This is a genomic window from Bradyrhizobium sp. CCBAU 25360, assembly GCF_028128695.1.
GTDB lineage: Bacteria > Pseudomonadota > Alphaproteobacteria > Rhizobiales > Xanthobacteraceae > Bradyrhizobium > Bradyrhizobium ottawaense.
Genome location: NZ_LBJA01000042.1, coordinates 140,929 through 162,362, shown reverse-complemented (window position 1 = coordinate 162,362; position 21,434 = coordinate 140,929). Strand labels below are relative to the sequence as shown.

Sequence of the window (21,434 nt, the reverse complement as noted above, 5' to 3'; positions counted from 1 at the left end):
CATGTCCGTCGTGGATCGGGAAGACGGGCTGCTAGCGCAGCCACTCCTTGATCTGCCGCTTCACTTCCGCGGTCGAGATGCCGTAGCGGTCGTGCAGCGTCGGCAGCGCGCCGGCGGCGAGAAACTCGTCGGGAAGTCCGATCTGCCGGAACGCGGGATGAACGCCCGCGCGCATCAGCAGCGTCGCCACGGCCTCGCCGAGCCCGCCGATCACGGTGTGATTCTCGGCGACGACGACGAGGCGGCCGGGCTTGCCCGCTTCGCGCAGGATCGCTTCGGTGTCGAGCGGCTTGATGGTCGGAACGTGCAGGACAGCCGCATCAATGCGGTCGTCCGACAAGGCCTGGGCCGCCTCCAGCGCGCGCATGGTCATGATGCCCGAGGAGATGATCAGGACGTCGCCACCGTCACGAAGCAACGCAGCCTTGCCGAGCTCGAACCGGTAATTGTACTCGTCGAGCACCAGCGGCACCTGTCCGCGCAGCAGGCGCATATAGACCGGTCCGCGATGCGCGGCGATCGCCGGCACGACCTGCTCGATCTCGTGCGCATCGCAGGGATCGATCACCGTCATGTTCGGCATCGCGCGGAACAGGGCGAGATCCTCGGCCGCCTGGTGGCTGGGTCCATAGCCCGAGGTCAGGCCGGGCAGCGCGCAGGCGATCTTCACGTTGCGGTCTTCTTCCGCAATGGTCTGGTGGATGAAGTCGTAAGCCCGGCGCGAGGCGAACACCGCGTAGGTCGTCGCGAACGGCATGAAGCCTTCGGCGGCGAGCCCCGAGGCTGCGGCGAACAGCAGCTGCTCGGCCATGCCCATCTGGTAGTAACGATCGGGAAAGGCCTGCGCGAAGATGTGCAGGTCGGTGTATTTGCCGAGATCGGCGGTCATGCCGACCACGTCCTCGCGGCTGCGGGCGAGCTCGACGAGCGCGTGGCCGAAGGGCGCGGGCTTGGTGCGCTGGCCCTCCGCTGCGATCGAGGCGATCATGGCCGACGTGGTCAGGCGCGGCTTTGCCGAGGGGGTCGATCCGGCGGACTTCATGACTGGTCTCCCGCGTTCAGTGCAGACAGCGCGAGCTGCCATTCATGCGGCTCGACGCGAATGAAATGGTTCTTCTCACGCTGCTCCAGGAAGGGAACGCCCTTGCCCATCAACGTGTCGGCGACGATCATGCGAGGCTTCGGCTCGGCATGCGCCGTCGCGGCATCGAAAGCCCCCACCACTGCGTCGAGATCGTTGCCATCGACGCGCTGCACGAACCAGCCGAAGGCTTCGAGCTTGTCGACCAGTGGCTCGAAGCCGAGCATCTGCTTGGAGGGACCGTCGGCCTGCTGATTGTTGACGTCGACGACTGCGATGATGTTGTCGAGCTTGTGATGGGCCGCCGACATGATGGCTTCCCATTTCGAGCCCTCGTCGAGCTCGCCGTCGGAGAACAGCGTGAAAATGCGCGCCGCCGATTTCTTGCGCTTCAGCCCGAGCGCCATGCCGACGGCGATGCCGAGGCCAAGGCCGAGCGAGCCGCCGGACATCTCCATTCCCGGGGTGTAGGAGGCCATGCCCGACATGGGCAGACGGCTCTCGTCGAAGCCATAGGTCGCGAGCTCCGCCCCCGGAATGATCCCGGCCTCGATCAGCGCCGCATAAAGTGCGATCGCATAGTGCCCGTTCGAGAGCAGAAAACGGTCGCGGCCTTCCCAGACCGGATCCTCGGCGCGAAAGCGCATCGCGTGGAAATAGGCCACCGCCAGCACGTCGGCGATATCGAGCGCCTGGGCGATATAGCCCTGGCCCTGGACCTCGCCCATCAGCAAGGCGTTGCGGCGGATATTGCGGGCGCGCTGTGCCAGCGTCGGCGCGTTCGGGAGTGTCGGTTTTGCCATGTATATCTCCTCCTCGCCTAGTGGATCAGCATGCCGCCGTTCACGTCGATGACCGCACCGGTGACGTAGGCCGACAGGTCCGAGGCGAGGAAGGTGTAGATGCCCGCGACGTCGGCGGCCTCGCCGAGGCGGCCGAGCGGTATGCCCTCGAGGATCTTCGTCCGCATCTCGTCGGTGAGCTTGCCCGCGGTGATATCGGTGCCGATCAGGCCCGGCGTCACGCAGTTGACGCGGATACCGTCGGGCCCGAATTCGCGGGCCATCGCCTTGGCGAGGCCGAGCACGCCGGCCTTGGCTGCCGAGTAATGCGGTCCGCCGAAGATGCCGCCGCCGCGCTGGGCGGAGACCGACGACATGCACGCGATCGACCCGCTCCTGCGCTTGCGCATATGCGGGATCACCGCCTGCGACAGGAACAGGATGCCCTTCAAATTGACGTCCTGGATACGGTCCCAATCTTCAGGGGTGATGTCGAGAAGCTTCACCGGCTGCGTCACGCCCGCATTGTTGATGAGGATGTCGATCTGACCGAATTTCGCGATGACCGCTTCAACGGTCTTGATGCAGGCCTGCTTGTCGGTGACGTCCAAGGCGAGGCCAAGATGCGGCTCGCCAGTGCCGGATTCGAGTCCGCGCGCGGCGGCTTCCGCGGCTGAACCGTCGATGTCGAGAATGGCGACCCGGGCGCCTTCGGCCGCAAAGCGGCGGGCCGTTGCAAGGCCGATGCCCCGCGGCGAGGCCGCTCCGGTGATGATGGCTGTCTTGCCGCGTAGCAGCATTGTGATCCTCCCTGAATGGCTGTTGCCGGCACCGACGGCGCCACTGTTCTTGACCCGTTGATTATGCCCCTGCCTCGTTTCCGACAAACGCGCTGTTGTCTTGCATAGGTGAATTTGGTTCACTCGTCGGATGCTGCTGTCCAGTATTCCGATATCATCCATCCGCGCGTTCGAGGCGGCCGCACGCACCGGCTCGTTCCGGGATGCGGCGAACGAACTTCATTTGACGCCGAGCGCGGTGAGCCACGCCATCCGCAAGCTCGAAAGCGCGATGGGCACGATATTGTTCGAGCGGAGCGCCCGCGCCGTCCGTCTGACGCCGGCGGGCGAGAACCTGATGCGTCATGCCGGCGCCGCCTTCGACAATCTGCGCCGCGGGATCGAAGAGGTCGCGGGCCGCGGCCCGCAATTGCTGAGAGTGCACTGCGCGCCGAGCTTTGCCGCGCAGTGGCTCGCCCCGCGCCTTGCCCGCTTCATGGCCGCAGAGCCCCAGCTCGAGGTCCGGCTCGCCGCCAGCACGGAATATGCCCGGTTCAGCAATGACGATTTCGACATCGACATCGTCTACGGGCAGCCGAGAGCCGAGGGAGTCGAGGTCATTCCGCTCGGCGAAGAGACCGTAACGCCGCTCTGCACGCCCGAGCTCGCGAAGAAAATCCGCAAGCCGAAGGACCTGCTCGATCAGGTGCTGATCCGCTCGGAAGTGAAGCAGGTGCAGTGGCACCAATGGTTCACCGCCAACGGACTCGAAGCGCCTGCCATTCACGGCATGCGCTTCGATCGCAGCTTTCTGGCGATTGCGATGGCGTCGAGCGGCCTCGGCGTGACGCTGGAGTCAACCCGGCTTGCCGAACGCGAGATCGCCACAAGGCGGCTGGTTGCCCCCCTCGCCGGACGCTCCGTCGACATCCGCTATATCGGCCACCATCTGGTGTTCCCGCGCGCGAGCCAGCAGCGGCGACCGATCCGCGTCTTCGCCGAGTGGATCACGCGGGAGGTCGCGGTTGCCGGCCCGGCTTCAAGCCGATCGAGAGTCAAGTCGACGGGCTGACGGCTCCGACCGCTCAATACGTGCCGCCGAAGCGTCTTTTCTGCTCAGCCCTTCGAAACCACCGCGCGCCCATAGGGCGGTTGTGCCTGGACCGGCGGATTGGCGGTCTGGGCGGCGAGCTCGCCGATCAGGCGGTCGGCATCGGCGGCCATGCCGTCAGGGGCCTGGATCACCAGGCGCTCCAGTGCCCAGCGATAGGACGAGATGCGCTGCTCCAGACATTGCTGCACCCACTGCACGATCAGCGAGTTCTCCTGCATCCGCGCGACCGCGTCGTCCCTCTCTCTCGGCGAGAGCGCGGAGACGCGCGCCATGCTGGCGTTGCGCTTTCTGTCGAGGTCGATGACGCGGATCGCGGATGCGAAGAACGGCTCGAAGCGGGTGATGTCGTTGCGGACGTCCTCGATCAGCTGCGCATAGCGCGAGGAATGCGAGCGGTGCGGCTCGTCGATCAGCGTGCGGCCGTACATGGTGCGGTCGAACACGATCTTCTGCCGCCAGGGTGACGGCATCGCCTTGTAGTCGCCGAACACGCTCTTCCAGGCGGGGCGCGACAGCGGCGGCTCGATCATGGGATAGGCGAGGTCGCGCAGCTGGCGCTCCTCGTCGGTGAGCTGGAATTGCGAGGGTTTCAGACCGACGCTGGAGGTGACCTCCTCGCCGAGCCAGCGATGCATGTCGTCGCTGCGCATGTCGGCGCGGGTGCGGCCGAAATCGCCGCCGCTACAGGCACCGAGCGCAGCGCCAAGCATCGTGAGCAGCACGGCCGATCGGACAGACCGGATCTGGCGGATGGTGTCCGGCATTGCAAAAGCCCGGAATCAGCGACGGCGACGACGGCGCCCCGGCGCTGTGCCCTGCTCCGGCCCGTGATCGCCGCTGGTTTCGTCTGCCTCGCGCTCGATACGGATGACGGGAAGGATCAGGATCGTTCCCATGTCCGCGCGCGGAGCGACATCCCCCGACGAGCCCACCCGGCGACCGGCCGGAAATTCAATGATGGTCCCCATGTCAGCTCTCTTCAATTGCCGCGCGACCGAGCGCGCTCATGCAACATGCATTCATTAAGATCAGTTCATGGTTAACGGGGTGTAAACGTCGCGGTCGGACCGTAACCGCACGGGCCGCCCGCGACGTCCCGTTGCGGCACGAGATCGCTTCAAATCGAGCGTTCGGCTTCACGCCTCGTTTTCCTTAACGAGCCTTTAAAGGAGCCTGCGATAGGCTGGCGGGCAGTATCTCTTCCAGGTCGCGTATCTCTCCATGACCAAGTCGCTGTTTCCCGGATTCGACGGGCTGATGTCGCTCTCCCGTCGCGAAGGCGTCGATGTTCGGCCGACGCTGCTGCGCGTGCTGACCGACCTCTATGTGCAGACCCGCATCCACAGTGACGACGAGCAGCGCCAGTTCACCGAGCTTGCAACGCGGCTGATCGACCAGGTCGACGATGCGACCCGCGCGGCCATCAAGGCCAAGCTCGCGATCTATCCGTCGACGCCCGTCCCGGTTCTCCAGAAGCTCGGGCTGGTTGCCGCACATGAAGGCCGCAGGGTTCCACTGGCGCGTGAAATCCCCACGCCCGCACCCGCCCCCGCGCCGGCCCGCACGCCGACCGACGCCGAGCTGCGCATGGCCGCGAACATGGCGATGCAGCCGAAGGACGCCGCCGAGATCCACGACATGTTCTTCCGCGCCGGCGCCTCCGAGCGCGCGCTGATCCTGCACAACCTGGCGCAGACCCCGCTGAAGGCGGCGCCCCGCATTCCGACCGTGCGCGCCAAGCGCGCGATTCAGATCCTGGAGATGGCGGCGATCGCGGGCGACGTCGAGAATTTCACCCTCGAGCTCGGCGACAGCCTGATCCTGCCCTCGCGCGTCGCGGCCCAGATCGTCGACGATGCCGGCGGCGAGGCGCTCGCGGTCGCCGCGCGCGCGCTCGACATGCCGAGCCCCAACTTCCAGCGCATCCTGCTGTTCTTCAAGCCGGAGATCGGCACGTCCGTGAACGAGGTCTACCGGCTATCGCGGCTCTACGATCGTCTCAACGACCGCTCGGCGCTGGTGATGCTGGCAGCCTGGCGCGGCTCGACGCTCGCCGTCACCCGCGCAAAGTACCAGTCGTCACTGCATGACGGCGAACGCCAGCGCGCCCGCGCGGGCGCAAGCCAGACCCGGCCGGGCGTGCAGCCCGGCGCAATGCCGCCGCGCCGCACCGGCACCGACGGGTCATCGGAGCGTTGAACGACCCGCTGACGCTGAGCGTGAGGCGCGCGGCATCTCCCCAAGCTCGTCATTGCCAGCGCAGCGCGCAGTCGTGCCCCGGACGCAGCGCAGCGCCCCTCCGGCGATGCGCTGCTGAGCCGGGGCCCATCTCTCCGCCTTCGTTGATGCAGCCTTATGGGTCCCGGCTCTGCACGGCAACGCTGGCGCGTCGCCGCTTGTCCGGGACACAGCTACGCCTTCGCAAGCTCGAGGAAATGCCGTCCGGCACGATCCTCGGTCTCGACGATCCAGGCGTCCGGATCGAAGCGGATTTCCTTCGTCAGCCGCTCCTCGATCGTGTGCTCGGGCAGAGGTTGCTGCGCGACCGGCACGAAGAAGCGATCGACGGGGCGGCCGTCGTCGTAAGAGGTCTGCGGCGCCGGCGCGTACAGCATCGCATGGCCGTCGAGCAGCGACACTTTCACGAACACCGCGCCCGCCTCCTCGGCACCGCGACGGCGCACCGCGCCGAACACGCCCTCGGTCTGGCACCGGCGCAGGTAAGCCGCCACCCATATGTTGGATTTCAAACGCATGAGTCGAACGATAGGCCAGCGTGACGCGCGCCGCCAGTCTCAGCGTCCGATTGTCACGCCTTGCTTACACCTTGCCCGCCGTTGATCTGGCGTGCGACGAGGTATGACAGCGGCATCGCAAGTGCGAATCCCACGGCGACCGCATAGGGGATGTTCCTGATCGCGTCGGCGGCGAAGCTCGGCACCATCAGCACGACGATCAGACTGACGCCCGCCAGCACCGTACCCAGCATGATCCAGACCAGAACCGAGACCTTGAACATGACAACCTCTCTTCTTCGTTGAAGATGAGCGATCATGTTCCCCGAAGCCGTCGGCCGTCATTGATCCCAAGCAAATCGCCCGCGCGCGGGCGCGGCGGCGCGCGATGCCCGGAATTGATCGGCGTCAATGACAGCGGGCGGTGGGGTTATTCGACGGGATGGCCGATCGCGGCGCCGAGCTCGCGCAGCAGCCGGTCGGACAACTGGCCGGTGACCTGCATCTTGTGCTCGCGCTCGAACTTCTGGATCGCGGCCTGGGTTTCGCCGCTCATCGTGCCCGTGATCTTCAAATTCCCGTAGCCATATTCGGACAGCGCGCGCTGAACGCCGGCGATACGCCGGGCGGCGGGGCTCTGCGGCACGGGAATCGGCGCGGGCGGACGCATGGCGGACGGCGGCGTCGAGGTCGTCGCCTTGACCAGATTGGTCATGGGATCACTGCCCGCGCGCGGCGTCGATGCGGTCGCCTCGACGGGTTTCTCCGGCGGCTTCTCGGCGGCTCGCTCGGCAGGTTTCGGCTCGGCGCGGAACTCCGTCGCGCGCGGCTCCAGCGGCGAGGTATCGGCGCCGACCGGGCGCGGCCGCGGCATTGGGTTCGACAGCGCCACGGAGGACGGTGCGGGAAGATTGATCACGGTGCCGAACATCGGCGCCGGATGGCGGCCGGTCTGCAGGAACAGCGCATTGGCAACGATCGCGCCGATCGCGGCGACGGCGACGAGACCGGCCAGCGTGTCCTTGGGGCTGTGCAGCAGCACGCGCATCACGAGGTTGCGCTCGGTCTCGACATCGACAACCGCGGCCTTGGCGCCACGGCGGCGCGGAGCGGCTTCGTCCTTGGTAGACTTCCTAGGCACTTTTCTTCACCAGAGCGGGTTGGTCCTGAGACTGGTCGTGAGTTTGGTCCTGAAGATCCTGGCGCAGCACCGGCGTCAGCGTCGCGACCTTGCTTTCGACCGGCTTGACTTGCGGCGGCGTGTAGACGAGCGGCAGCCTGACGGTGACGGCGGTGCCCTCTCCCAAACTGCTTTGTACCGTCAATTCGCCGAGATGCAACGCCACGAGACTCTTCACGATCGAAAGTCCGAGACCGGTTCCCTCGTGACGGCGCTGATAGGTCTTGCCCGCCTGGAAGAACGGCGCGCCGATGCGCTTGAGATCGTCGGGCGCGATGCCGACGCCGGTATCGCTTATGCGCAGCGTCAGCTGCGAACCCGACACCGAAGCGGTCACGGAGACCTGACCGCCACGCTCGGTGAACTTGATGGCGTTGGCGACGAGATTGAGCACGATCTGCTTGAACGCCCTGGGATCGCCGGTCATGACGGGCAGATCCTGCGGCGCATCGGTGATGAGATCGATGCCGTTCTCCCGCGCCTTCAGCGCCAAGAGATTGCAGCAATGCAACAGCGAGGCCCGCGGCGCGAACGGCTCGGACGCGATCTCGAAATTGCCCGACTCCATCTTCGACATGTCCAGGATGCCATTGACGACCGACAACAGGTGCTGGCCGGAATCGTTGATGAGCTGCGCGTATTCCTGGCGCTGGGCCGCACCCAGCATCAGGGTCTGCTCCTGCGCGATCATCTCGGAGAAGCCGATGATGGCGTTCAGCGGCGTGCGCAGCTCATGGCTCATGGTGGCGAGGAAGCGCGTCTTGGCGGCATCGGCAGCTTCCGCGGCGCTGCGCGCCTGATCCAGCGCCTGCTCGGACAGCTTGTGGTCGGTGACGTCGCGCATCACGGCGACGACTTCGGCCTCGCGCGTGACGTCACTGTGATAATTGTGGCCGATATCCCGGTCGAGCGGGCGGCAGCGCATCTCGACCCAGAGGAAATCGACCTGGCCGCGCTCCGAACCGTCGGGCTCACGCCGCAGCCGGAACTCGATGCTGCGCACGTCGCCGCGCGCGGCATCGGAGAGCGCGGTGAGATAGGCCGGGCGATCGGCGACATGGACGCGGTCGAACAGGCCATGCCCCAGCAGTTGCGCCACCGGCATGCCGAGCATGGCTTCCGCCGCCGGCGAGATGAACTGCACCGCACCGTTGCGCTGATGCCGCGAGACGACGTCGCTCATGTTGCGGGCGAGCAGGCGATAGCGCTCCTCCTCGCGCGACAGCAGCGCAACGCTGGTGCGCGCCAGCGATTCCGCGCCGAAGGCAAGGCCGGCGGCATAGAGCGTCGCCGAGACGACGCCGCACGCCATCAGCACGCCGCGTTCAGCAGTGCTGGTGTCTGCAACCGGCAGCCAGCCGAGCTGGCCGACGAGAATCAGGAGTCCCGCACAGGACAGCGCGAGCAAGGAAGCGAAGGCGGCGACGCGGCGCGAGGCCGACAGCGCGGCTTCGAGGGGAACCACGACCAGCCAGACCGCGGCGAATGATTCGATGCCGCCCGTGGTGCCCGCGACCGCCATGATCAGGCCGGCGAGCGCCAGCGACGACAGCACATGGGCGCCTTCATAGCGGCCGGTGCGCGACAGGAACCAGGACAGCAGGATCGGCGCGATCAGCCAGGCGAACGCGGCGACCTCGACCGCGCTCGGTGCGCCGCGCATGGCGAGATAGACCGGGAATGCGGCAAAGGCGGCCAGGCTGCCGAGCAGCCGCGGCGCCATGAAGGCACGATGACGCGCCCGCATCAGCGCATCGTAACGCGCGGAGGGATGCAGCAGTGCATCGAGACAATCGCGGATGATACTCAAAACTGTCACGGGTCTCGCGCTTTGGCTCAATCGTCTTTGGAAGACGCGCCGCAACGCCTCCTTGTCGTTGAGCCACCGTGTCAGAGCGACCTTAAACGAGTGCTAAGGCGGCTCGGTGTGGGGCCGGACGCCGAGACATCGCGGGGCTTTTTAGACGATTTGGCGACGTCTTCGGCGAGGATGGTGAACACAGGGTTTCACACATCCCGGCATGGTTTCGAATTGGTGGATACGCATGCCAGCAGAATCACGGGCGCCGGCGTCAATCGAAAATTTACGACACCGTCGATCTCGAAGAATTTTGCGTAAATTTTCCGCGAATTAAGCTCAAGGCAATCACTTGCGATTTATCGAGAGTTGCTAGGTCGAAACGCGCGCGGACCATCGCCGCGGGCGGGATCTAACGAACAGGTCGATAAGATGCGCTTTCTGCTCCGCATCACATTCTGGCTCGGGCTGGTGCTGGTGCTCCTGCCCAGGGACAAGACGCCCGAATCGGAGAAGCTGCCCCAGATCGGTGCCGCCGACGCGGTGCAGGCTGCGACCGCGGCCGTCTCCGACATGACCCAGTTCTGCAAGCGCCAGCCGGCGGCCTGCGAGGTCGGCGGACAGGCCGCGACCATCATCGGCCAGCGCGCCCAGGACGGCGCGCGCAAGATCTACCAGATCATCAACGACAAGAAAGAACAGATCTCCAACGACAAGAACGAGAAGAACGACAAGAAGGCGCCCGACCATACCGGCTCGATCGCGATGGCCGGCGAAGGCGATGCCGCATCGACCGAGGCACCGCGCGATACCCTGAGCCAGGACGACCTCGCGCTGGAATGGCGCGGCCCGGCGGCGGCGAATTAGCGCCCAAACCCTATCGATTTCATCTCCTCGCATCCTTATATTGGCCCTAACGGGAACACGGGCCAACATGACGACGATCGACGAAATCAGGGACAATTTCGAGCTTCTGGACGAGTGGGACGACCGCTACCGGTACGTCATCGAGCTCGGCCGCACCCTGGAACCGATGCCCGAGGCGGAACACTCCGCCGAGAACAAGGTCAACGGCTGCGTCAGCCAGGTCTGGCTCCAGAAGCTGGTCGACCGCGGCCATGGCTCGCCGATCCTGAAATATCGCGGCGACAGCGACGCGCATATCGTGCGCGGGCTGGTCGCGATCGTGCTCTCGCTCTATTCCGGTCGCACGCCGCAGGAGATCATCGATACCGACGCGATCGCCGTGTTCAACGAGTTCGGCTTTCGCGATCATCTGACGCCGCAGCGCTCCAACGGCCTGCGCTCGATGGTCGAGCGCATCAAGACCGATGCGAAAGAGGCGCTCGCGGAAGCGTCGTGAGATGCTCTCGTAGGATGGGCAAAGCGGCTTGTCCGCCGTAGCTCGAAGAGCGAAGGCGGAAGCGTGCCCACGATCTGCGTGTGACTGGTTGAGAATTCGTGGGCACGTCGCGCAAGAGCGCGCCTTTGCCCACCCTACGAGAGCTGGCCGAGCGGACGAGCTACTTCCGCTTCCGCTGCTGCTGTCCGAGGCCCATCTGCTTGGCCAATTGCGAGCGCGCCACCGCATAGTTCGGCGCGACCATGGGGTAGTCGGCCGGCAGGCCCCATTTCTCGCGGTATTGCTCCGGCGTCATGTTGTACTGCGTGCGCAGATGGCGCTTCAGCGACTTGAAGCGCTTGCCGTCTTCCAGGCAGACCAGATAGTCGGGCGCGATCGACTTCTTCAGCGAGACGGCCGGCTTGGCCGGCTCGAGCGGCGCGGTCTCGGTGCGGCCTGACGACACCCGCACCAATGCGCCATGCACCTGGCTGATCAGGTTCGGAATCTCCGCCGCAGGCGTCGGATTGTTGCCGAGATAGGCCGACACGATGCTCGCCGTCAGCTCGATGAAATTCTTAGCCCCGGCATCCGACATGGGCCCGCCCTCTCTGCACCTTGCGCTTCACGGGATAGACGACGCCGAACCTTTCCGTGTCAACAATACGTTCGGCTGAAACAAGGGACTGACGAGGCGACGACGATTGCGGCGCTTGACTGCTGCGCGGCAGAGTTCAGGACCGCTGGTCGAGATGGGCACGCAACTCGTCGATCGACGCAAAGCGCATCATGCCCTCCGGCATCTGCGCTTCGATCGAGCCGTCGGAATAGAGCGAATAGGCCATGCCGTCGACGATGCCGGATTTGAGGACGGTCACGGGCGCCTGCTCGACGGGTGGTGGTGGGGGCGGCGGCTCGGGTGCAGGCGGCGGAGCGGCCTCCGCAAAGGTCGATGGCGAGCGCGGCGGCGGCCGGCGCAGGGCGGCCGGCGGCTCCGACGGACGCATGCGGTCCGGCTTCGGCCAGGCATCGTCAAAGCTTGCAGGCGGAGTATCCAGGGCCTCACCGGGCTCCGCAGGTAGCTGCGGCGGCGCGTCCTCGATGGCCTTCGCCTCCGCACGCTCCCGCTCCTTGCGCGAGGTCGATGCGAACAACAGGTTGCGCCGGCGCGGCGCTTCCGGAGCCGCGGGCGGCGTTGGAGCTTCCGGCACCGGCGGAGCCTCGACGCGCGGACGCTCGCGCGCGGCAGCTTCGCTCTGCCACGGCGGCGGGCCTGCAGCAGGTGGTGGCGGCGGTGGCTGCTCGATCTTTCCTTCGGCCCTTCCCTCGATCCTTGCCGCCGCAGCGGCAGGCATCGGTTCGGGCGCAGCGCCTGATGCGGCGAGGCCCGGCAGCACGGGCCTGACCCGAACCTCGGACGGCGCACCGGCCAGCCGACGCGCGAGGCCCTTCAGTTCCGTGACCACGACATAGAGGCCGGCCAGTAACATTCCGGAGCAGACGGCGATCGTGCCCGAGATTATGAGGGGGCTGCCGAGGCTGAACTCCCTGACGGAGAAGCCAAACAGGATCGAAAGGAAGCCCGCCACGACGGCGAAAATCCCCGCGATCAACAATGCCAGATTCATCGAACTCACCCCCGGTCGCCATCCACACGCGACAACCGCTACGCCACGATACCGTCATCCGGTGTTCCACGCCAACGAGGAATCGTCGGTAGCGTTCCTAAAGGGAAGGAAATCAGGGACTTATTCACATTCCCTTCAGCTACGGCTCGCTACTGCTTAGACTGCTCTCAAGTAACCGGAATTGCTGCGTCGCATCAGGAATTTAGCCATAATGCCCAATTACTTGGTAATGGAACTGCGCTATAGGGAGTCCGGGGAACAGGCCCGCGCGCACCAGCAGGGCCAAGAGGGGATTCCGGGGCACCGATAGCCATGACATCCATCACGACTTCGGCGATCGACACGCCTCTGCGGCGCTCGGTCGAACGGACTTGCGACGATCTCGCCATGCTGGTGCTGGCCGCGGTCGCGGTCGTTGCAGGCCTGACGTTCCGCGACTACGGCCTCGGCTGGGACGACTACACCCACGCTGAATATGCCGATTTGCTGCTGCGCATGTTCGGTTCCGGCTTCAAGGATACTGCGGCGCTCTCCTTCGCCAATCTCTACATGTATGGCGGCGGCTTCGACATGGTCGCGGCCCTCCTGCACAAAATCATTCCGCTCGAGCTGTTCGAGACGCGACGTCTGGTCGGCGCCATTGTCGGCGTGGTCGGACTTGCGGTGACGTGGCGGCTCGGCCGTCGCATCGGCGGGCCCCTTGCCGGTCTTGCCTCGCTGCTGCTGCTCGCGCTGTGCCCGATCTTCTACGGCCACATGTTCATGAATCCGAAGGATGCACCCTTCGCGGTGGCCATGATCATCCTGATGCTCGGCCTGGTCCGGCTCGCCGAGGAATATCCCAAGCCGTCGCCGCGCACGATCCTGATCGTCGGCCTGGGTGCCGGCCTTTCACTGGGCTGCCGCGTTCTCGGCGGGCTCGCGCTGGTCTACGCCGTGCTCGGCTTCGTCCCGCTGTTCCTGGAGGAACTGCGCAGCGAGGGCCTGCGCGAGTCGGTCCGCCGCTTCGCCCATGTCGTCTATGTGCTGCTGCCCGGCTTGGCGTTCGGCTACCTCGTGATGGGCCTGATTTGGCCGTGGTCGATCATGGAGCCCGGCAATCCCTTCGAGGCGCTGACCTACTTCTCGCACTTCTTCGAGAAGCCGTGGAAAGAGATGTTCGACGGCGCGATCGTGTCCGTGCCGGACATGCCCTGGTCCTATCTGCCGACGCTGTTCGCGCTGCAGCTGCCCGAGGTGATGCTGGTGCTGATGGCCGGCGCCGTGGTCAGCACCTTCGCCATGCTGCCGCGAAGCGAGGTGCCGGCGCGGCGCAAGACCATCATGCTGATGCTGACGCTGGCTGCGACCCTGCCGCTCGCGATCGCGATGGTGAAGCGGCCGGCGCTGTACAACGGCATCCGCCATTTCGTGTTCGTGATCCCGCCAATGGCGGTGCTCGGCGGCGTCGCTTTCGCGTGGGCCATGGAGCGCCTGCGCGCCAATCACCGCACCTGGCAGCCGGTCGTGCTCGCCACGTTCTGCTTTGGCCTTGCGCTCTCGCTCGCCGAGATGATCCGGCTGCATCCCTATCAGTACACCCACTTCAACCATATCGCCGGCACCGTGCGCGGCGCCGACGACCGCTTCATGCTGGACTATTGGGGTCTCGCGCTGAAGCAGGCTTCGGACGAGCTGCGCGAGCAGATCGTCGAACGCCAGGAAGTGCCGCCGACCAATCGCAAATGGAAGGTCGCGGTCTGCGGTCCGCAGCGCCCTGCCCAGGTCGCGCTCGGGCCCGACTTCACCATCGGCTGGGATTCCAACGCGGCCGATTTCGCGATGACGCTCGGCGAGTTCTACTGCAAGGGCCTCACCGCGCCCGTGATGGTCGAGATCAAGCGCGACGACGTGGTGTTCGCCCGCGTCTACGACATCCGCGGCCGCAGCATTTCCAGCCTGCTCTCGATCCCGGCGCCGTAATAATTTTCTCTAGGGCGAAGCCCGGATGAGCGAAAGCGACATCCGGAATCCCCCTCAGAGCGGCCCCGCATGTCGTTCCGCTCATGCGGGCTGCGCTTGACTGCCGCGCGCTTGTCGCGCCTTGCTGCTTGCCACGAGCGGTACTACGCTCCCTCCCCGCAACAACGATGTTCGGAGAGATCAGCCATGTCGCCAGCGGAAGCGCGCCTGAAGGAAGTGCCGTCTGATATGACGGAGGCTGAGTGGCAGCAACGGGTCAATCTCGCCGCCTGCTACCGCCTTGTCGCGCTGTACGGCTGGGACGATCTGGTCGATACCCACATCTCCGCGCGCGTGCCCGGCCCCGACCATCATTTTCTCATCAATCCCTATGGGCTGATGTTCGACGAGATCACCGCCTCGAGCCTCGTCAAGGTCGATTTGCACGGCAACCAGCTCTCCGAGAGCGAATACAGCATCAACCCGGCGGGTTTCACCATCCATTCGGCGATCCACGAGGTGCGCGAGGACGCGATCTGCGTGCTGCATCTCCACACCCTCGACGGCACCGCGGTGTCGAGCAGCGCGGAGGGCCTCTTGCCGCTGAACCAGACCGCCCAGCTCGTCACCCACGACCTCGCCTATCACGACTATGAAGGCATCGCGCTCGATCACGACGAGCGGCCGCGGCTGCAGAAGGATCTCGGCGACCACAACCACATGCTGCTGCGCAATCACGGCACGCTCACCGTCGGCCGCTCGGTCGCCTCCGCCTTCGAGCGCATGTATCACCTCGAGCGCGCCTGCTCGATGCAGGTGCGCACGCGCGCGCTCGGCACGCCGGTCTATCCGGTCGACGATATTGCTATCGACAAGAACACCGAGCTGCTCGCCAACCGCGACCGCGCCGAGCTGCGCGCCACCAACCTCGTGTGGCCGCCGCTGCTGCGCAAGCTCGACCGCGAGCTTCCGGGCTACCGGTCTTGAGATTTTCGGGATTTGGTGTAGAGTAGCGCCCAACGAACCTCTACGCCTTTTGGAATGAAACGCCGCCCAATTCCGGGCGGCGTTTTTATTTTGGGGCGGTGGTCGCCACGACAACAGAGCCGTAGGGTGGGCAAAGCGGAGCGTGCCCACGTTCTTTCATAATCACTGAGAGATTGGTGGGCACGGCGCTGCGCGCCTTTGCCCACCCTAATGCAGCTCCCTACGGCCCCGTGCCCTACTTCACCTCCGCCAGCGCCGCGAGGATGCGGGCCCAGGAGCGGATGCCTTTCTGGAAGCTGCGAAGATCGTACTTCTCGTTCGGCGAATGGATGTTGTCGTCGTCCAATCCGAATCCGACCAGCAGCGAGTCGAGGCCAAGCGTGCGCTTGAAGTCGGCGACGATCGGGATCGAGGCGCCGGAGCCCATCAGCACGGTCTCCTTGCCCCATTCCTCCGTCAGCGCCTTGCTGGCGGCGGCGAGCGGCTTCATGTTCCAGTCGAGCGCGACAGCGGGCGCGGCGGAATGGTCGCCGAACTCGACCTTGCAGTCGCCGGGAATGCGCGCCGTCACGTAGTCGCGGAACGCCTTGCGGATCTTTTGCGGGTCCTGCCCCTCGACCAGGCGGAACGAGACCTTGGCCGAAGCATGCGACGGGATCACCGTCTTGGAGCCCTCGCCGATATAGCCGCCCCAGATGCCGTTGACGTCGCAGGTCGGGCGCGATGAGGCCTGCTCGATCAGCAGGCGTCCCTTCTCGCCAGCGGGGATCGACAGGCCGATCGGCTTGAGGAACATCTCCGGCGTCAGATTGAGCTTCTTCCACTGCTCCAGGATATCGGGCGGCAGGTCCTTCACGCCGTCGTAGAAGCCGGGAATGGTGATGTGGTTGTCGTCGTCGAACAGGCCGCCCAGAATTTTGGTGAGCACCCGGATCGGGTTCATCGCGCTGCCGCCGAACACGCCGGAATGCAAATCGCGATTGGCGGCGGTGATCTTCAGCTCTTCGTAGAGCAGGCCGCGCAGCGAGGTCGTGATCGCCGGCGTGTTGCGGTCCCACATGCCGGTGTCGCAGACCAGCACGTAGTCGGCCTTGAACTCGTCCTTGTTGGCCTCAATGAAGGGCACGAAATTCTTCGAGCCGACCTCCTCCTCGCCTTCGATCAGGAAGGTGATGTCGACCGGCAGCGAGCCCGTCACCTTCTTCCAGGCGCGGCAGGCTTCGACGAAGGTCATCACCTGGCCCTTGTCGTCCTCGGCGCCGCGCGCGACGATGATCTTGCGGCCGTCGGCATGATCGGTGACGACGGGCTCGAACGGCGGACGGTGCCAGAGATCGAGCGGGTCGACCGGCTGCACGTCGTAATGGCCGTAAAAGATCACATGCGGCCGTCCACCGGCACCGGTCTTGCCGACGATGGCGGGATGCCCGGCCGTCGGCCTCACTTCAGTGGCGACGCCGAGGCTCGCGATGTCCTTGGCGAGATGCTCGGCCGCCGCCTTGCAATCCCCGGCGAAGGCCGGATCGGCGGAGATCGACTTGATCCGGAGCAGCGCGAACAGGCGCTCCAGGCTGTTGTCGAAATCCTTGTCGATGTGGTCGAGCACGGATTGAAGCTGCGCATTGGCCATGATTGTGGGTCCTGACATTCGAGTCTCAAGAGGTACCGGGTTTTAGCGCCGTCGCAGGCTCGGAGCCAGCCGCAACGGGCGGATGCCGGATGTGCCATGCAAGACTACCTGCAAGAACGGCGGTCGCGAGGAGATTGTTGCCCCAGGCCTGGAGGACAGTTGGAAACCACGGCAGCGCCAGCAGCATGAGAATGCCGGCCGCGCCGAGCGCGAGCCAGGTTCCGAGACGCACATTCGCCCGCTCGTCGAAGGCGGCGCGATGCATCAGCACCGTCATCGGGAAGAACAGCCACATGAAGTAGTATTGCCGTGCCAAAGGCGAGGCCACCGTGATCAGGCAGAACAGGATGGCGAGTTCCTCCGCATCCGAGCGCGCCGTTCGCCGTGCTTGCTGCGGCATGATCGCGACGAAGCCGAGCCCGAGCAAGGCCGACAGCACCAGCACGATCCAGTTCGCCGTCCTGTAGTCGACGTCGATGATGTTCATCGTGCGTGGCGGCTTGCCGGGATCCTCCAGATTGAAGTTGATCGGACGGACCAGGCGATGCGTGACGGCGATGAGGGACTGGTTGACCCACGACCAGTTCTGCTCGTCACGCTGGCCAAAGCCCTTTTCCGAGCTCGTTCCGACCATGCCCTGATACCAGGTCGCAAGCTCGGCCGCGTTGCGCTCGAAGCCGCGGATCGGCGCCGGCACCACATAGAGAAGGATGCCGGTGAAGGCGACCGTGGCGGCGGCCGCCGCCCATTTCCGCCGCCAGACCAGATACGGCAGGACCGCGATCGGAAACACCTTGATGGCAGCGGCGAGCGCGAACATGAAGCCCGCAAGCCAGGGACGTTGGTGCCGCAAGCTCCAGAAACCGTAGAGCATCATGGCCAGCAGGACGAGGTTCGGCTGGCCGAGGTCGAACATGTCGAACACGAAGGGCACGGTGACGACGGCGGGCAGCGCCTCCAGCCAGCGGCCGGGGCTGCGCCCCGAGCCGGCCATGACCTGGGAGAACGTCCCGGTGTACCACCACGCTACGGCGTTCAGGATCGACAGGACGACATAGAGCGGGATCTTGCCGAACCAGCTCGGGATCGCCAGCAGGATCGCCGGCAACGGCGGATAGATGAACTCGAAATACTCGACGGCCGTGGCGGGATAGAGTGGCTCACCCTGCAGGACCTGCTGCCCGGCCCACAGCCACAGCGGGTAATCCTTGGTCTTGCCGCTGCCGAAGATCTCGGGAACGAGCACGTCGGCGGCGAGCAGGACGCAGCAGAACAGAAACAGCAGATCCAGCGGCGCGCGCAGCGACAGGTGTCGGGGCGCGTCAGGCTTGGCTAACGGGGCGGGCGGGGTCACGGAGTGGTCCTGTGCGGCGGCGAACAGGACGTAGCAGACCGGCGCAGGCTTGGAGAGCCCCTCACCTGAAATTGTACCGGTGGTGGCCTCGGGCAACGGCAAGCGGAATTGCCCAAAGCGGCCTGCCTACCGCCGCAGCAATCCGCCGAGCGCGCCGCGAACCAGCGTACGGCCGATCGAGCCGCCGAGCTGGCCACCGACCGACTTGCCGATATTGGCGGCCATCCCGCCGATCACCTGGTTGGTGACCGATCGCGTCACGTCCCGCGCAATGACCTGGCCGGTCGACAGGCGGCCGCGCTTGACGTTGGTGCCGAAGATGGTGCCGACGATCGAGCCGATCTGGCCGAGAAGGCCGCCGCCATTTCCGCCAGCCGGGCCGTCCGCGGTGGCCGCCGTGCCGGCAATGCGCTTCTGGATCATCTCGTAGGCGGATTCTTCGTCGACGGCGGTGTCGTATTTGCCCTTCACCGGGCTCGCAGCCATGATCGCCTTGCGCTCGTCCGGCGTGATCGGCCCGATGCGAGCCGACGGCGGCCGGATCATCACCCGCTCCACCATCGCCGGCGTGCCGTTGCCCTCGAGGAAGGACACCAGCGCCTCGCCCTTGCCGAGCTCCATGATCACCTTGGCAGTGTCGAGCTTCGGGTTGGGCCGGAAGGTCTGGGCCGCAGCGGCGACCGCCTTCTGGTCCCGCGGGGTGAAGGCGCGCAGTGCGTGCTGCACCCGGTTGCCGAGCTGTCCGAGCACGCGGTCGGGGACGTCGACCGGGTTTTGCGTCACGAAGTAGACGCCGACGCCCTTGGAGCGGATCAGGCGGACCACCTGCTCGATCTTGTCCATCAGCGCCTTGGGCGCATCGTTGAACAGCAGATGCGCCTCGTCGAAGAAGAACACGAGCTTCGGCTTGGGCAGATCGCCGGCCTCGGGCAGCTCCTCGAAAAGCTCCGACAACATCCACAGCAGGAATGTCGCGTAAAGTCGGGGGTTCTGCAGCAGCTTGTCGGCGACCAGGATGTTGACCATGCCGCGGCCGTCGCGGTCGGTCTTCATGAAGTCCTTCAGCGTCAGCGCCGGCTCGCCGAAGAATTTGGTGCCGCCCTGGTTCTCGAGCACCAGCAGCTGGCGCTGGATGGTGCCGACGGTGGCCTTGGTGACGTTGCCGAACCCCTGCGCGGCCTTGCGGATGGCTGCGAGCGGATCCTCCTCCGCGTCCGCCCCCTTCTTCCCGCTATCGGGCACGATGGCATCGAGCAGCGCGCGCAGATCCTTCATGTCGATCAGGGTCAGCCCGGCGTCGTCGGCGACGCGGAAGGCAACGTTGAGCACGCCTTCCTGCACGTCGTTGAGGTCGAGCATGCGTGCGAGCAGAAGCGGCCCCATTTCCGTGACGGTCGCGCGCACCGGATGGCCCTGCTCGCCGAACACGTCCCAGAACACCGTCGAGAACTGATCGGGCTGGAAATTCAGCCCCATTCCGGAGGCGCGCTTGACGATGAAGTCTTTGGCTTCGCCGACCTCGGAGATGCCGGAGAGGTCGCCCTTGATGTCGGCGGCGAAGACTGGAACACCGGCGCGCGCAAATCCTTCCGCCATCACCTGCAGCGTCACAGTCTTACCGGTTCCGGTTGCACCTGTGACGAGGCCGTGGCGATTGGCGAGCGCCAGCGTCAGCCAGGCCTGCTCCTCTCCCTTGCCGACGAAGATCTTGTCGTCGGTATCGCCGAGCTTGCTGTCCTGTGCGGTCATTATTCTCTCTGATCTCTTCTTGCCGGGTTTCGCGTACCGAAACTCGAATGCTCCAGTTCCGTAGTTTAACGCATGTCGCGCACCGATTAAAACGGTTCAACGCGCTCCAAGCATGCGACATTGTCGGAAACAGACGGACGGTATCAGCCGAAAGTAGGAACGAGCTGTTCGCAACGCGGCAATTTTTCGCCGATTCCATCTCCGCTCTTGCACCGCTGCAACACCTTTCGCGCGTTCGAAGGTGAATCGCCACGGCGCGTGCGTTCATCGCTTGAATTTCACATCACACCGGCTCAAGATCATTTTCGAAAGAAATACTCCGGCAAGCAAACCGGCTGAGGGGCGGGCCTTATGGACGAGCTGATCGGGCGGCTGGCGACAAACGCCAGCATAGATAGTGCTGTCGCTGAAAAGAGCGTCGGCATTATCCTGGGCTTCCTCCGCAACGAGGGTCCTTCCGATAGCGTGCAGGCCCTGATCGACCAGATCCCTGGAGCGGAAGCCGCGATCGAGGCATCCAGGAGCGGCGGCGGACTGTCGCGGCTGATGGGCGGCGGCTTGATGGCGGTCGGCACGCGCCTGATGGGCCTGGGGCTCGGCATGTCCGAAATTCAAAACGTCGCCCGTGAACTTTTCCGCTTCGGCCGAGACAAAATCGGAGCAGATCAGATGGGCAAGATCGTTGCGGGGACGCCAGGCCTCAGCCAGTTCGCCTGAAGCTTTGGCAATTCATATCGAGTATCATGACATATCCGATCTCCGAGATTGAGGGCCTGTCGGTCTTTGCCGCCAACAAGTTGAAGGCGCAAGGTATCCGCACCACCGACGGGCTGCTCGAGGCGGCCGGCACGGTGAAGGGCCGCAAAGCGCTTTCCGCCAAGACCGGCATCAGCGAGCAGCTGCTGCTGGAATGGGCCAACGTCTCCGACTACATGCGTATCCCCGGCATGGGCCGGGCCAAGGTCGGCCTGGTCCGCGCCGCCGGCGTCACCACCGTGCGCGAGCTCGCCTATCGGAATCCGGCAAGGCTCGCCCAGAGCATGCGCGACGCCAACGAGAAGAAGAAGCTGCTGCGCATCCTGCCTTCGGAGAAGTCGGTCGGCGACATCATCGCCAAGGCGAAGAAGCTGCCGCCGAAGATCACGTATTAGGGGTCTTTCGAGAACGGATTCCCGCGCCACCTTTTCGGTGTCGTCCCGGCGAACGCCGGGACCCATACCGCGGAATCTATCGGTCACAGACGGTGGCAGTACCGGACTACGAGTCTTCGCCAAACTTTACCCTGGGGGTATGGGTCCCGGCGTTCGCCGGGACGACAGCTGGGGTGATGCGCG

At 65.3% G+C, this 21,434-nt stretch carries 22 protein-coding genes; 8 read left to right on the top strand and 14 right to left on the bottom strand.

The window, feature by feature from the left end; translation table 11 throughout:
* Nucleotides 1-31: 31 nt before the first annotated feature.
* The 3 genes from XH81_RS24920 to XH81_RS24910 are packed head-to-tail and all read right to left on the bottom strand — an operon-like array spanning nucleotide 32 to nucleotide 2,663.
* On the bottom strand, nucleotides 32-1,042 hold the full coding sequence (locus XH81_RS24920; protein ID WP_152103266.1) for a transketolase family protein: 1,011 nt from the start codon (nucleotides 1,040-1,042) through the stop codon (nucleotides 32-34).
* Nucleotides 1,039-1,884, bottom strand: a complete 846-nt coding sequence (locus XH81_RS24915) for a transketolase (protein ID WP_271596401.1) — start codon at nucleotides 1,882-1,884, stop codon at nucleotides 1,039-1,041. Before XH81_RS24915 ends, XH81_RS24920 begins: the two co-directional genes overlap by 4 nt.
* 17 nt (nucleotides 1,885-1,901) lie before the next feature.
* Complete coding sequence (locus XH81_RS24910; protein ID WP_038947833.1) at nucleotides 1,902-2,663, bottom strand: SDR family NAD(P)-dependent oxidoreductase; 762 nt, start codon at nucleotides 2,661-2,663, stop codon at nucleotides 1,902-1,904.
* 133 nt (nucleotides 2,664-2,796) lie between these two features.
* Between XH81_RS24910 and XH81_RS24905 the strand changes: the two genes are divergently transcribed.
* Complete coding sequence (locus XH81_RS24905; protein ID WP_049801714.1) at nucleotides 2,797-3,714, top strand: LysR substrate-binding domain-containing protein; 918 nt, start codon at nucleotides 2,797-2,799, stop codon at nucleotides 3,712-3,714.
* Nucleotides 3,715-3,758: 44 nt separating this feature from the next.
* Here the strand turns inward: XH81_RS24905 and XH81_RS24900 are convergent, their stop codons facing one another.
* Entirely contained in the window at nucleotides 3,759-4,520 is a 762-nt protein-coding gene (locus XH81_RS24900) for a hypothetical protein (protein WP_038947832.1), read from the bottom strand.
* Between the two features lie 15 nt (nucleotides 4,521-4,535).
* The gene (locus XH81_RS24895) at nucleotides 4,536-4,724 is read right to left on the bottom strand and encodes a hypothetical protein (RefSeq protein WP_018315770.1); all 189 of its coding nucleotides are present in this window, start codon (nucleotides 4,722-4,724) and stop codon (nucleotides 4,536-4,538) included.
* 253 nt (nucleotides 4,725-4,977) lie between these two features.
* On the opposite strand from XH81_RS24895, the gene XH81_RS24890 reads away from it, so the two are divergent.
* A complete protein-coding gene (locus XH81_RS24890; protein ID WP_095426447.1) occupies nucleotides 4,978-5,955 on the top strand; it encodes a DUF2336 domain-containing protein in 978 nt (325 codons plus the stop codon).
* 212 nt (nucleotides 5,956-6,167) lie between these two features.
* On the opposite strand, the gene XH81_RS24885 is transcribed toward XH81_RS24890, so the two are convergent.
* From XH81_RS24885 to XH81_RS24870, 4 genes are all read right to left on the bottom strand, one after another.
* Nucleotides 6,168-6,512 carry a DUF1491 family protein gene (locus XH81_RS24885; RefSeq protein WP_028142953.1) on the bottom strand — a complete coding sequence of 115 codons (345 nt, stop codon included), beginning with the start codon at nucleotides 6,510-6,512 and terminating at the stop codon, nucleotides 6,168-6,170.
* A gap of 53 nt (nucleotides 6,513-6,565) precedes the next feature.
* Nucleotides 6,566-6,775 carry a hypothetical protein gene (locus XH81_RS24880; RefSeq protein ID WP_028142952.1) on the bottom strand — a complete coding sequence of 70 codons (210 nt, stop codon included), beginning with the start codon at nucleotides 6,773-6,775 and terminating at the stop codon, nucleotides 6,566-6,568.
* A 146-nt stretch (nucleotides 6,776-6,921) separates the two neighbouring features.
* Nucleotides 6,922-7,632: a peptidoglycan-binding domain-containing protein gene (locus tag XH81_RS24875; protein WP_028142951.1), complete on the bottom strand. Its 711-nt coding sequence runs from the start codon at nucleotides 7,630-7,632 to the stop codon at nucleotides 6,922-6,924.
* Nucleotides 7,625-9,490: an ATP-binding protein gene (locus tag XH81_RS24870; RefSeq protein WP_212429465.1), complete on the bottom strand. Its 1,866-nt coding sequence runs from the start codon at nucleotides 9,488-9,490 to the stop codon at nucleotides 7,625-7,627. Before XH81_RS24870 ends, XH81_RS24875 begins: the two co-directional genes overlap by 8 nt.
* 411 nt (nucleotides 9,491-9,901) lie before the next feature.
* Here XH81_RS24870 and XH81_RS24865 point away from each other — a divergent pair, with 411 nt between their 5' ends.
* Together XH81_RS24865 and XH81_RS24860 are read left to right on the top strand one after the other, a co-directional pair.
* On the top strand, nucleotides 9,902-10,336 hold the full coding sequence (locus XH81_RS24865; protein ID WP_038947827.1) for a DUF5330 domain-containing protein: 435 nt from the start codon (nucleotides 9,902-9,904) through the stop codon (nucleotides 10,334-10,336).
* Nucleotides 10,337-10,403: 67 nt separating this feature from the next.
* Nucleotides 10,404-10,832, top strand: coding sequence for a SufE family protein (locus tag XH81_RS24860; protein ID WP_095426445.1), 429 nt, complete (start codon nucleotides 10,404-10,406; stop codon nucleotides 10,830-10,832).
* A gap of 160 nt (nucleotides 10,833-10,992) precedes the next feature.
* Here XH81_RS24860 and XH81_RS24855 read toward each other — a convergent pair whose 3' ends face one another.
* Together XH81_RS24855 and XH81_RS24850 are read right to left on the bottom strand one after the other, a co-directional pair.
* On the bottom strand, nucleotides 10,993-11,409 hold the full coding sequence (locus XH81_RS24855; protein ID WP_028142947.1) for a MucR family transcriptional regulator: 417 nt from the start codon (nucleotides 11,407-11,409) through the stop codon (nucleotides 10,993-10,995).
* A gap of 136 nt (nucleotides 11,410-11,545) precedes the next feature.
* Nucleotides 11,546-12,439, bottom strand: a complete 894-nt coding sequence (locus XH81_RS24850) for a hypothetical protein (RefSeq protein ID WP_038947826.1) — start codon at nucleotides 12,437-12,439, stop codon at nucleotides 11,546-11,548.
* 312 nt (nucleotides 12,440-12,751) lie between these two features.
* Between XH81_RS24850 and XH81_RS24845 the strand changes: the two genes are divergently transcribed.
* Together XH81_RS24845 and XH81_RS24840 are read left to right on the top strand one after the other, a co-directional pair.
* On the top strand, nucleotides 12,752-14,401 hold the full coding sequence (locus XH81_RS24845; RefSeq protein ID WP_028142945.1) for a glycosyltransferase family 39 protein: 1,650 nt from the start codon (nucleotides 12,752-12,754) through the stop codon (nucleotides 14,399-14,401).
* 186 nt (nucleotides 14,402-14,587) lie between these two features.
* Nucleotides 14,588-15,367 (top strand): class II aldolase/adducin family protein, encoded by a 780-nt coding sequence (locus XH81_RS24840; protein ID WP_028142944.1) that lies wholly within the window; start codon nucleotides 14,588-14,590, stop codon nucleotides 15,365-15,367.
* Between the two features lie 235 nt (nucleotides 15,368-15,602).
* On the opposite strand, the gene XH81_RS24835 is transcribed toward XH81_RS24840, so the two are convergent.
* The 3 genes from XH81_RS24835 to XH81_RS24825 all read right to left on the bottom strand — a co-directional run bounded on the left by XH81_RS24835 (nucleotide 15,603) and on the right by XH81_RS24825 (nucleotide 20,100).
* Complete coding sequence (locus tag XH81_RS24835) at nucleotides 15,603-16,997, bottom strand: M20/M25/M40 family metallo-hydrolase (protein ID WP_271596423.1); 1,395 nt, start codon at nucleotides 16,995-16,997, stop codon at nucleotides 15,603-15,605.
* Nucleotides 16,998-17,022: 25 nt separating this feature from the next.
* Nucleotides 17,023-18,351 (bottom strand): glycosyltransferase family 87 protein, encoded by a 1,329-nt coding sequence (locus tag XH81_RS24830; RefSeq protein ID WP_028142942.1) that lies wholly within the window; start codon nucleotides 18,349-18,351, stop codon nucleotides 17,023-17,025.
* Between the two features lie 126 nt (nucleotides 18,352-18,477).
* Nucleotides 18,478-20,100 (bottom strand): helicase HerA-like domain-containing protein, encoded by a 1,623-nt coding sequence (locus XH81_RS24825; protein ID WP_028142941.1) that lies wholly within the window; start codon nucleotides 20,098-20,100, stop codon nucleotides 18,478-18,480.
* A gap of 351 nt (nucleotides 20,101-20,451) precedes the next feature.
* Here XH81_RS24825 and XH81_RS24820 point away from each other — a divergent pair, with 351 nt between their 5' ends.
* A complete protein-coding gene (locus XH81_RS24820; RefSeq protein ID WP_018315753.1) occupies nucleotides 20,452-20,817 on the top strand; it encodes a hypothetical protein in 366 nt (121 codons plus the stop codon).
* A 26-nt stretch (nucleotides 20,818-20,843) separates the two neighbouring features.
* On the top strand, nucleotides 20,844-21,251 hold the full coding sequence (locus XH81_RS24815; RefSeq protein WP_028142940.1) for a DUF4332 domain-containing protein: 408 nt from the start codon (nucleotides 20,844-20,846) through the stop codon (nucleotides 21,249-21,251).
* Nucleotides 21,252-21,434 lie beyond the last annotated feature (183 nt).

What these genes read in the sequence shown, in the direction of transcription:
- XH81_RS24860 (WP_095426445.1), top strand. Translation starts at nt 10,404, where the DNA reads ATGACGACGATCGACGAAATCAGGGACAATTTCGAGCTTCTGGACGAG.
- XH81_RS24890 (WP_095426447.1), top strand. Translation starts at nt 4,978, where the DNA reads ATGACCAAGTCGCTGTTTCCCGGATTCGACGGGCTGATGTCGCTCTCC.
- XH81_RS24850 (WP_038947826.1), bottom strand. Translation starts at nt 12,439, where the DNA reads ATGAATCTGGCATTGTTGATCGCGGGGATTTTCGCCGTCGTGGCGGGC.
- XH81_RS24895 (WP_018315770.1), bottom strand. Translation starts at nt 4,724, where the DNA reads ATGGGGACCATCATTGAATTTCCGGCCGGTCGCCGGGTGGGCTCGTCG.
- XH81_RS24915 (WP_271596401.1), bottom strand. Translation starts at nt 1,884, where the DNA reads ATGGCAAAACCGACACTCCCGAACGCGCCGACGCTGGCACAGCGCGCC.
- XH81_RS24900 (WP_038947832.1), bottom strand. Translation starts at nt 4,520, where the DNA reads ATGCCGGACACCATCCGCCAGATCCGGTCTGTCCGATCGGCCGTGCTG.
- XH81_RS24840 (WP_028142944.1), top strand. Translation starts at nt 14,588, where the DNA reads ATGTCGCCAGCGGAAGCGCGCCTGAAGGAAGTGCCGTCTGATATGACG.
- XH81_RS24885 (WP_028142953.1), bottom strand. Translation starts at nt 6,512, where the DNA reads ATGCGTTTGAAATCCAACATATGGGTGGCGGCTTACCTGCGCCGGTGC.
- XH81_RS24880 (WP_028142952.1), bottom strand. Translation starts at nt 6,775, where the DNA reads ATGTTCAAGGTCTCGGTTCTGGTCTGGATCATGCTGGGTACGGTGCTG.
- XH81_RS24845 (WP_028142945.1), top strand. Translation starts at nt 12,752, where the DNA reads ATGACATCCATCACGACTTCGGCGATCGACACGCCTCTGCGGCGCTCG.
- XH81_RS24910 (WP_038947833.1), bottom strand. Translation starts at nt 2,663, where the DNA reads ATGCTGCTACGCGGCAAGACAGCCATCATCACCGGAGCGGCCTCGCCG.
- XH81_RS24820 (WP_018315753.1), top strand. Translation starts at nt 20,452, where the DNA reads ATGGACGAGCTGATCGGGCGGCTGGCGACAAACGCCAGCATAGATAGT.
- XH81_RS24825 (WP_028142941.1), bottom strand. Translation starts at nt 20,100, where the DNA reads ATGACCGCACAGGACAGCAAGCTCGGCGATACCGACGACAAGATCTTC.
- XH81_RS24920 (WP_152103266.1), bottom strand. Translation starts at nt 1,042, where the DNA reads ATGAAGTCCGCCGGATCGACCCCCTCGGCAAAGCCGCGCCTGACCACG.
- XH81_RS24835 (WP_271596423.1), bottom strand. Translation starts at nt 16,997, where the DNA reads ATGGCCAATGCGCAGCTTCAATCCGTGCTCGACCACATCGACAAGGAT.
- XH81_RS24865 (WP_038947827.1), top strand. Translation starts at nt 9,902, where the DNA reads ATGCGCTTTCTGCTCCGCATCACATTCTGGCTCGGGCTGGTGCTGGTG.
- XH81_RS24855 (WP_028142947.1), bottom strand. Translation starts at nt 11,409, where the DNA reads ATGTCGGATGCCGGGGCTAAGAATTTCATCGAGCTGACGGCGAGCATC.
- XH81_RS24815 (WP_028142940.1), top strand. Translation starts at nt 20,844, where the DNA reads ATGACATATCCGATCTCCGAGATTGAGGGCCTGTCGGTCTTTGCCGCC.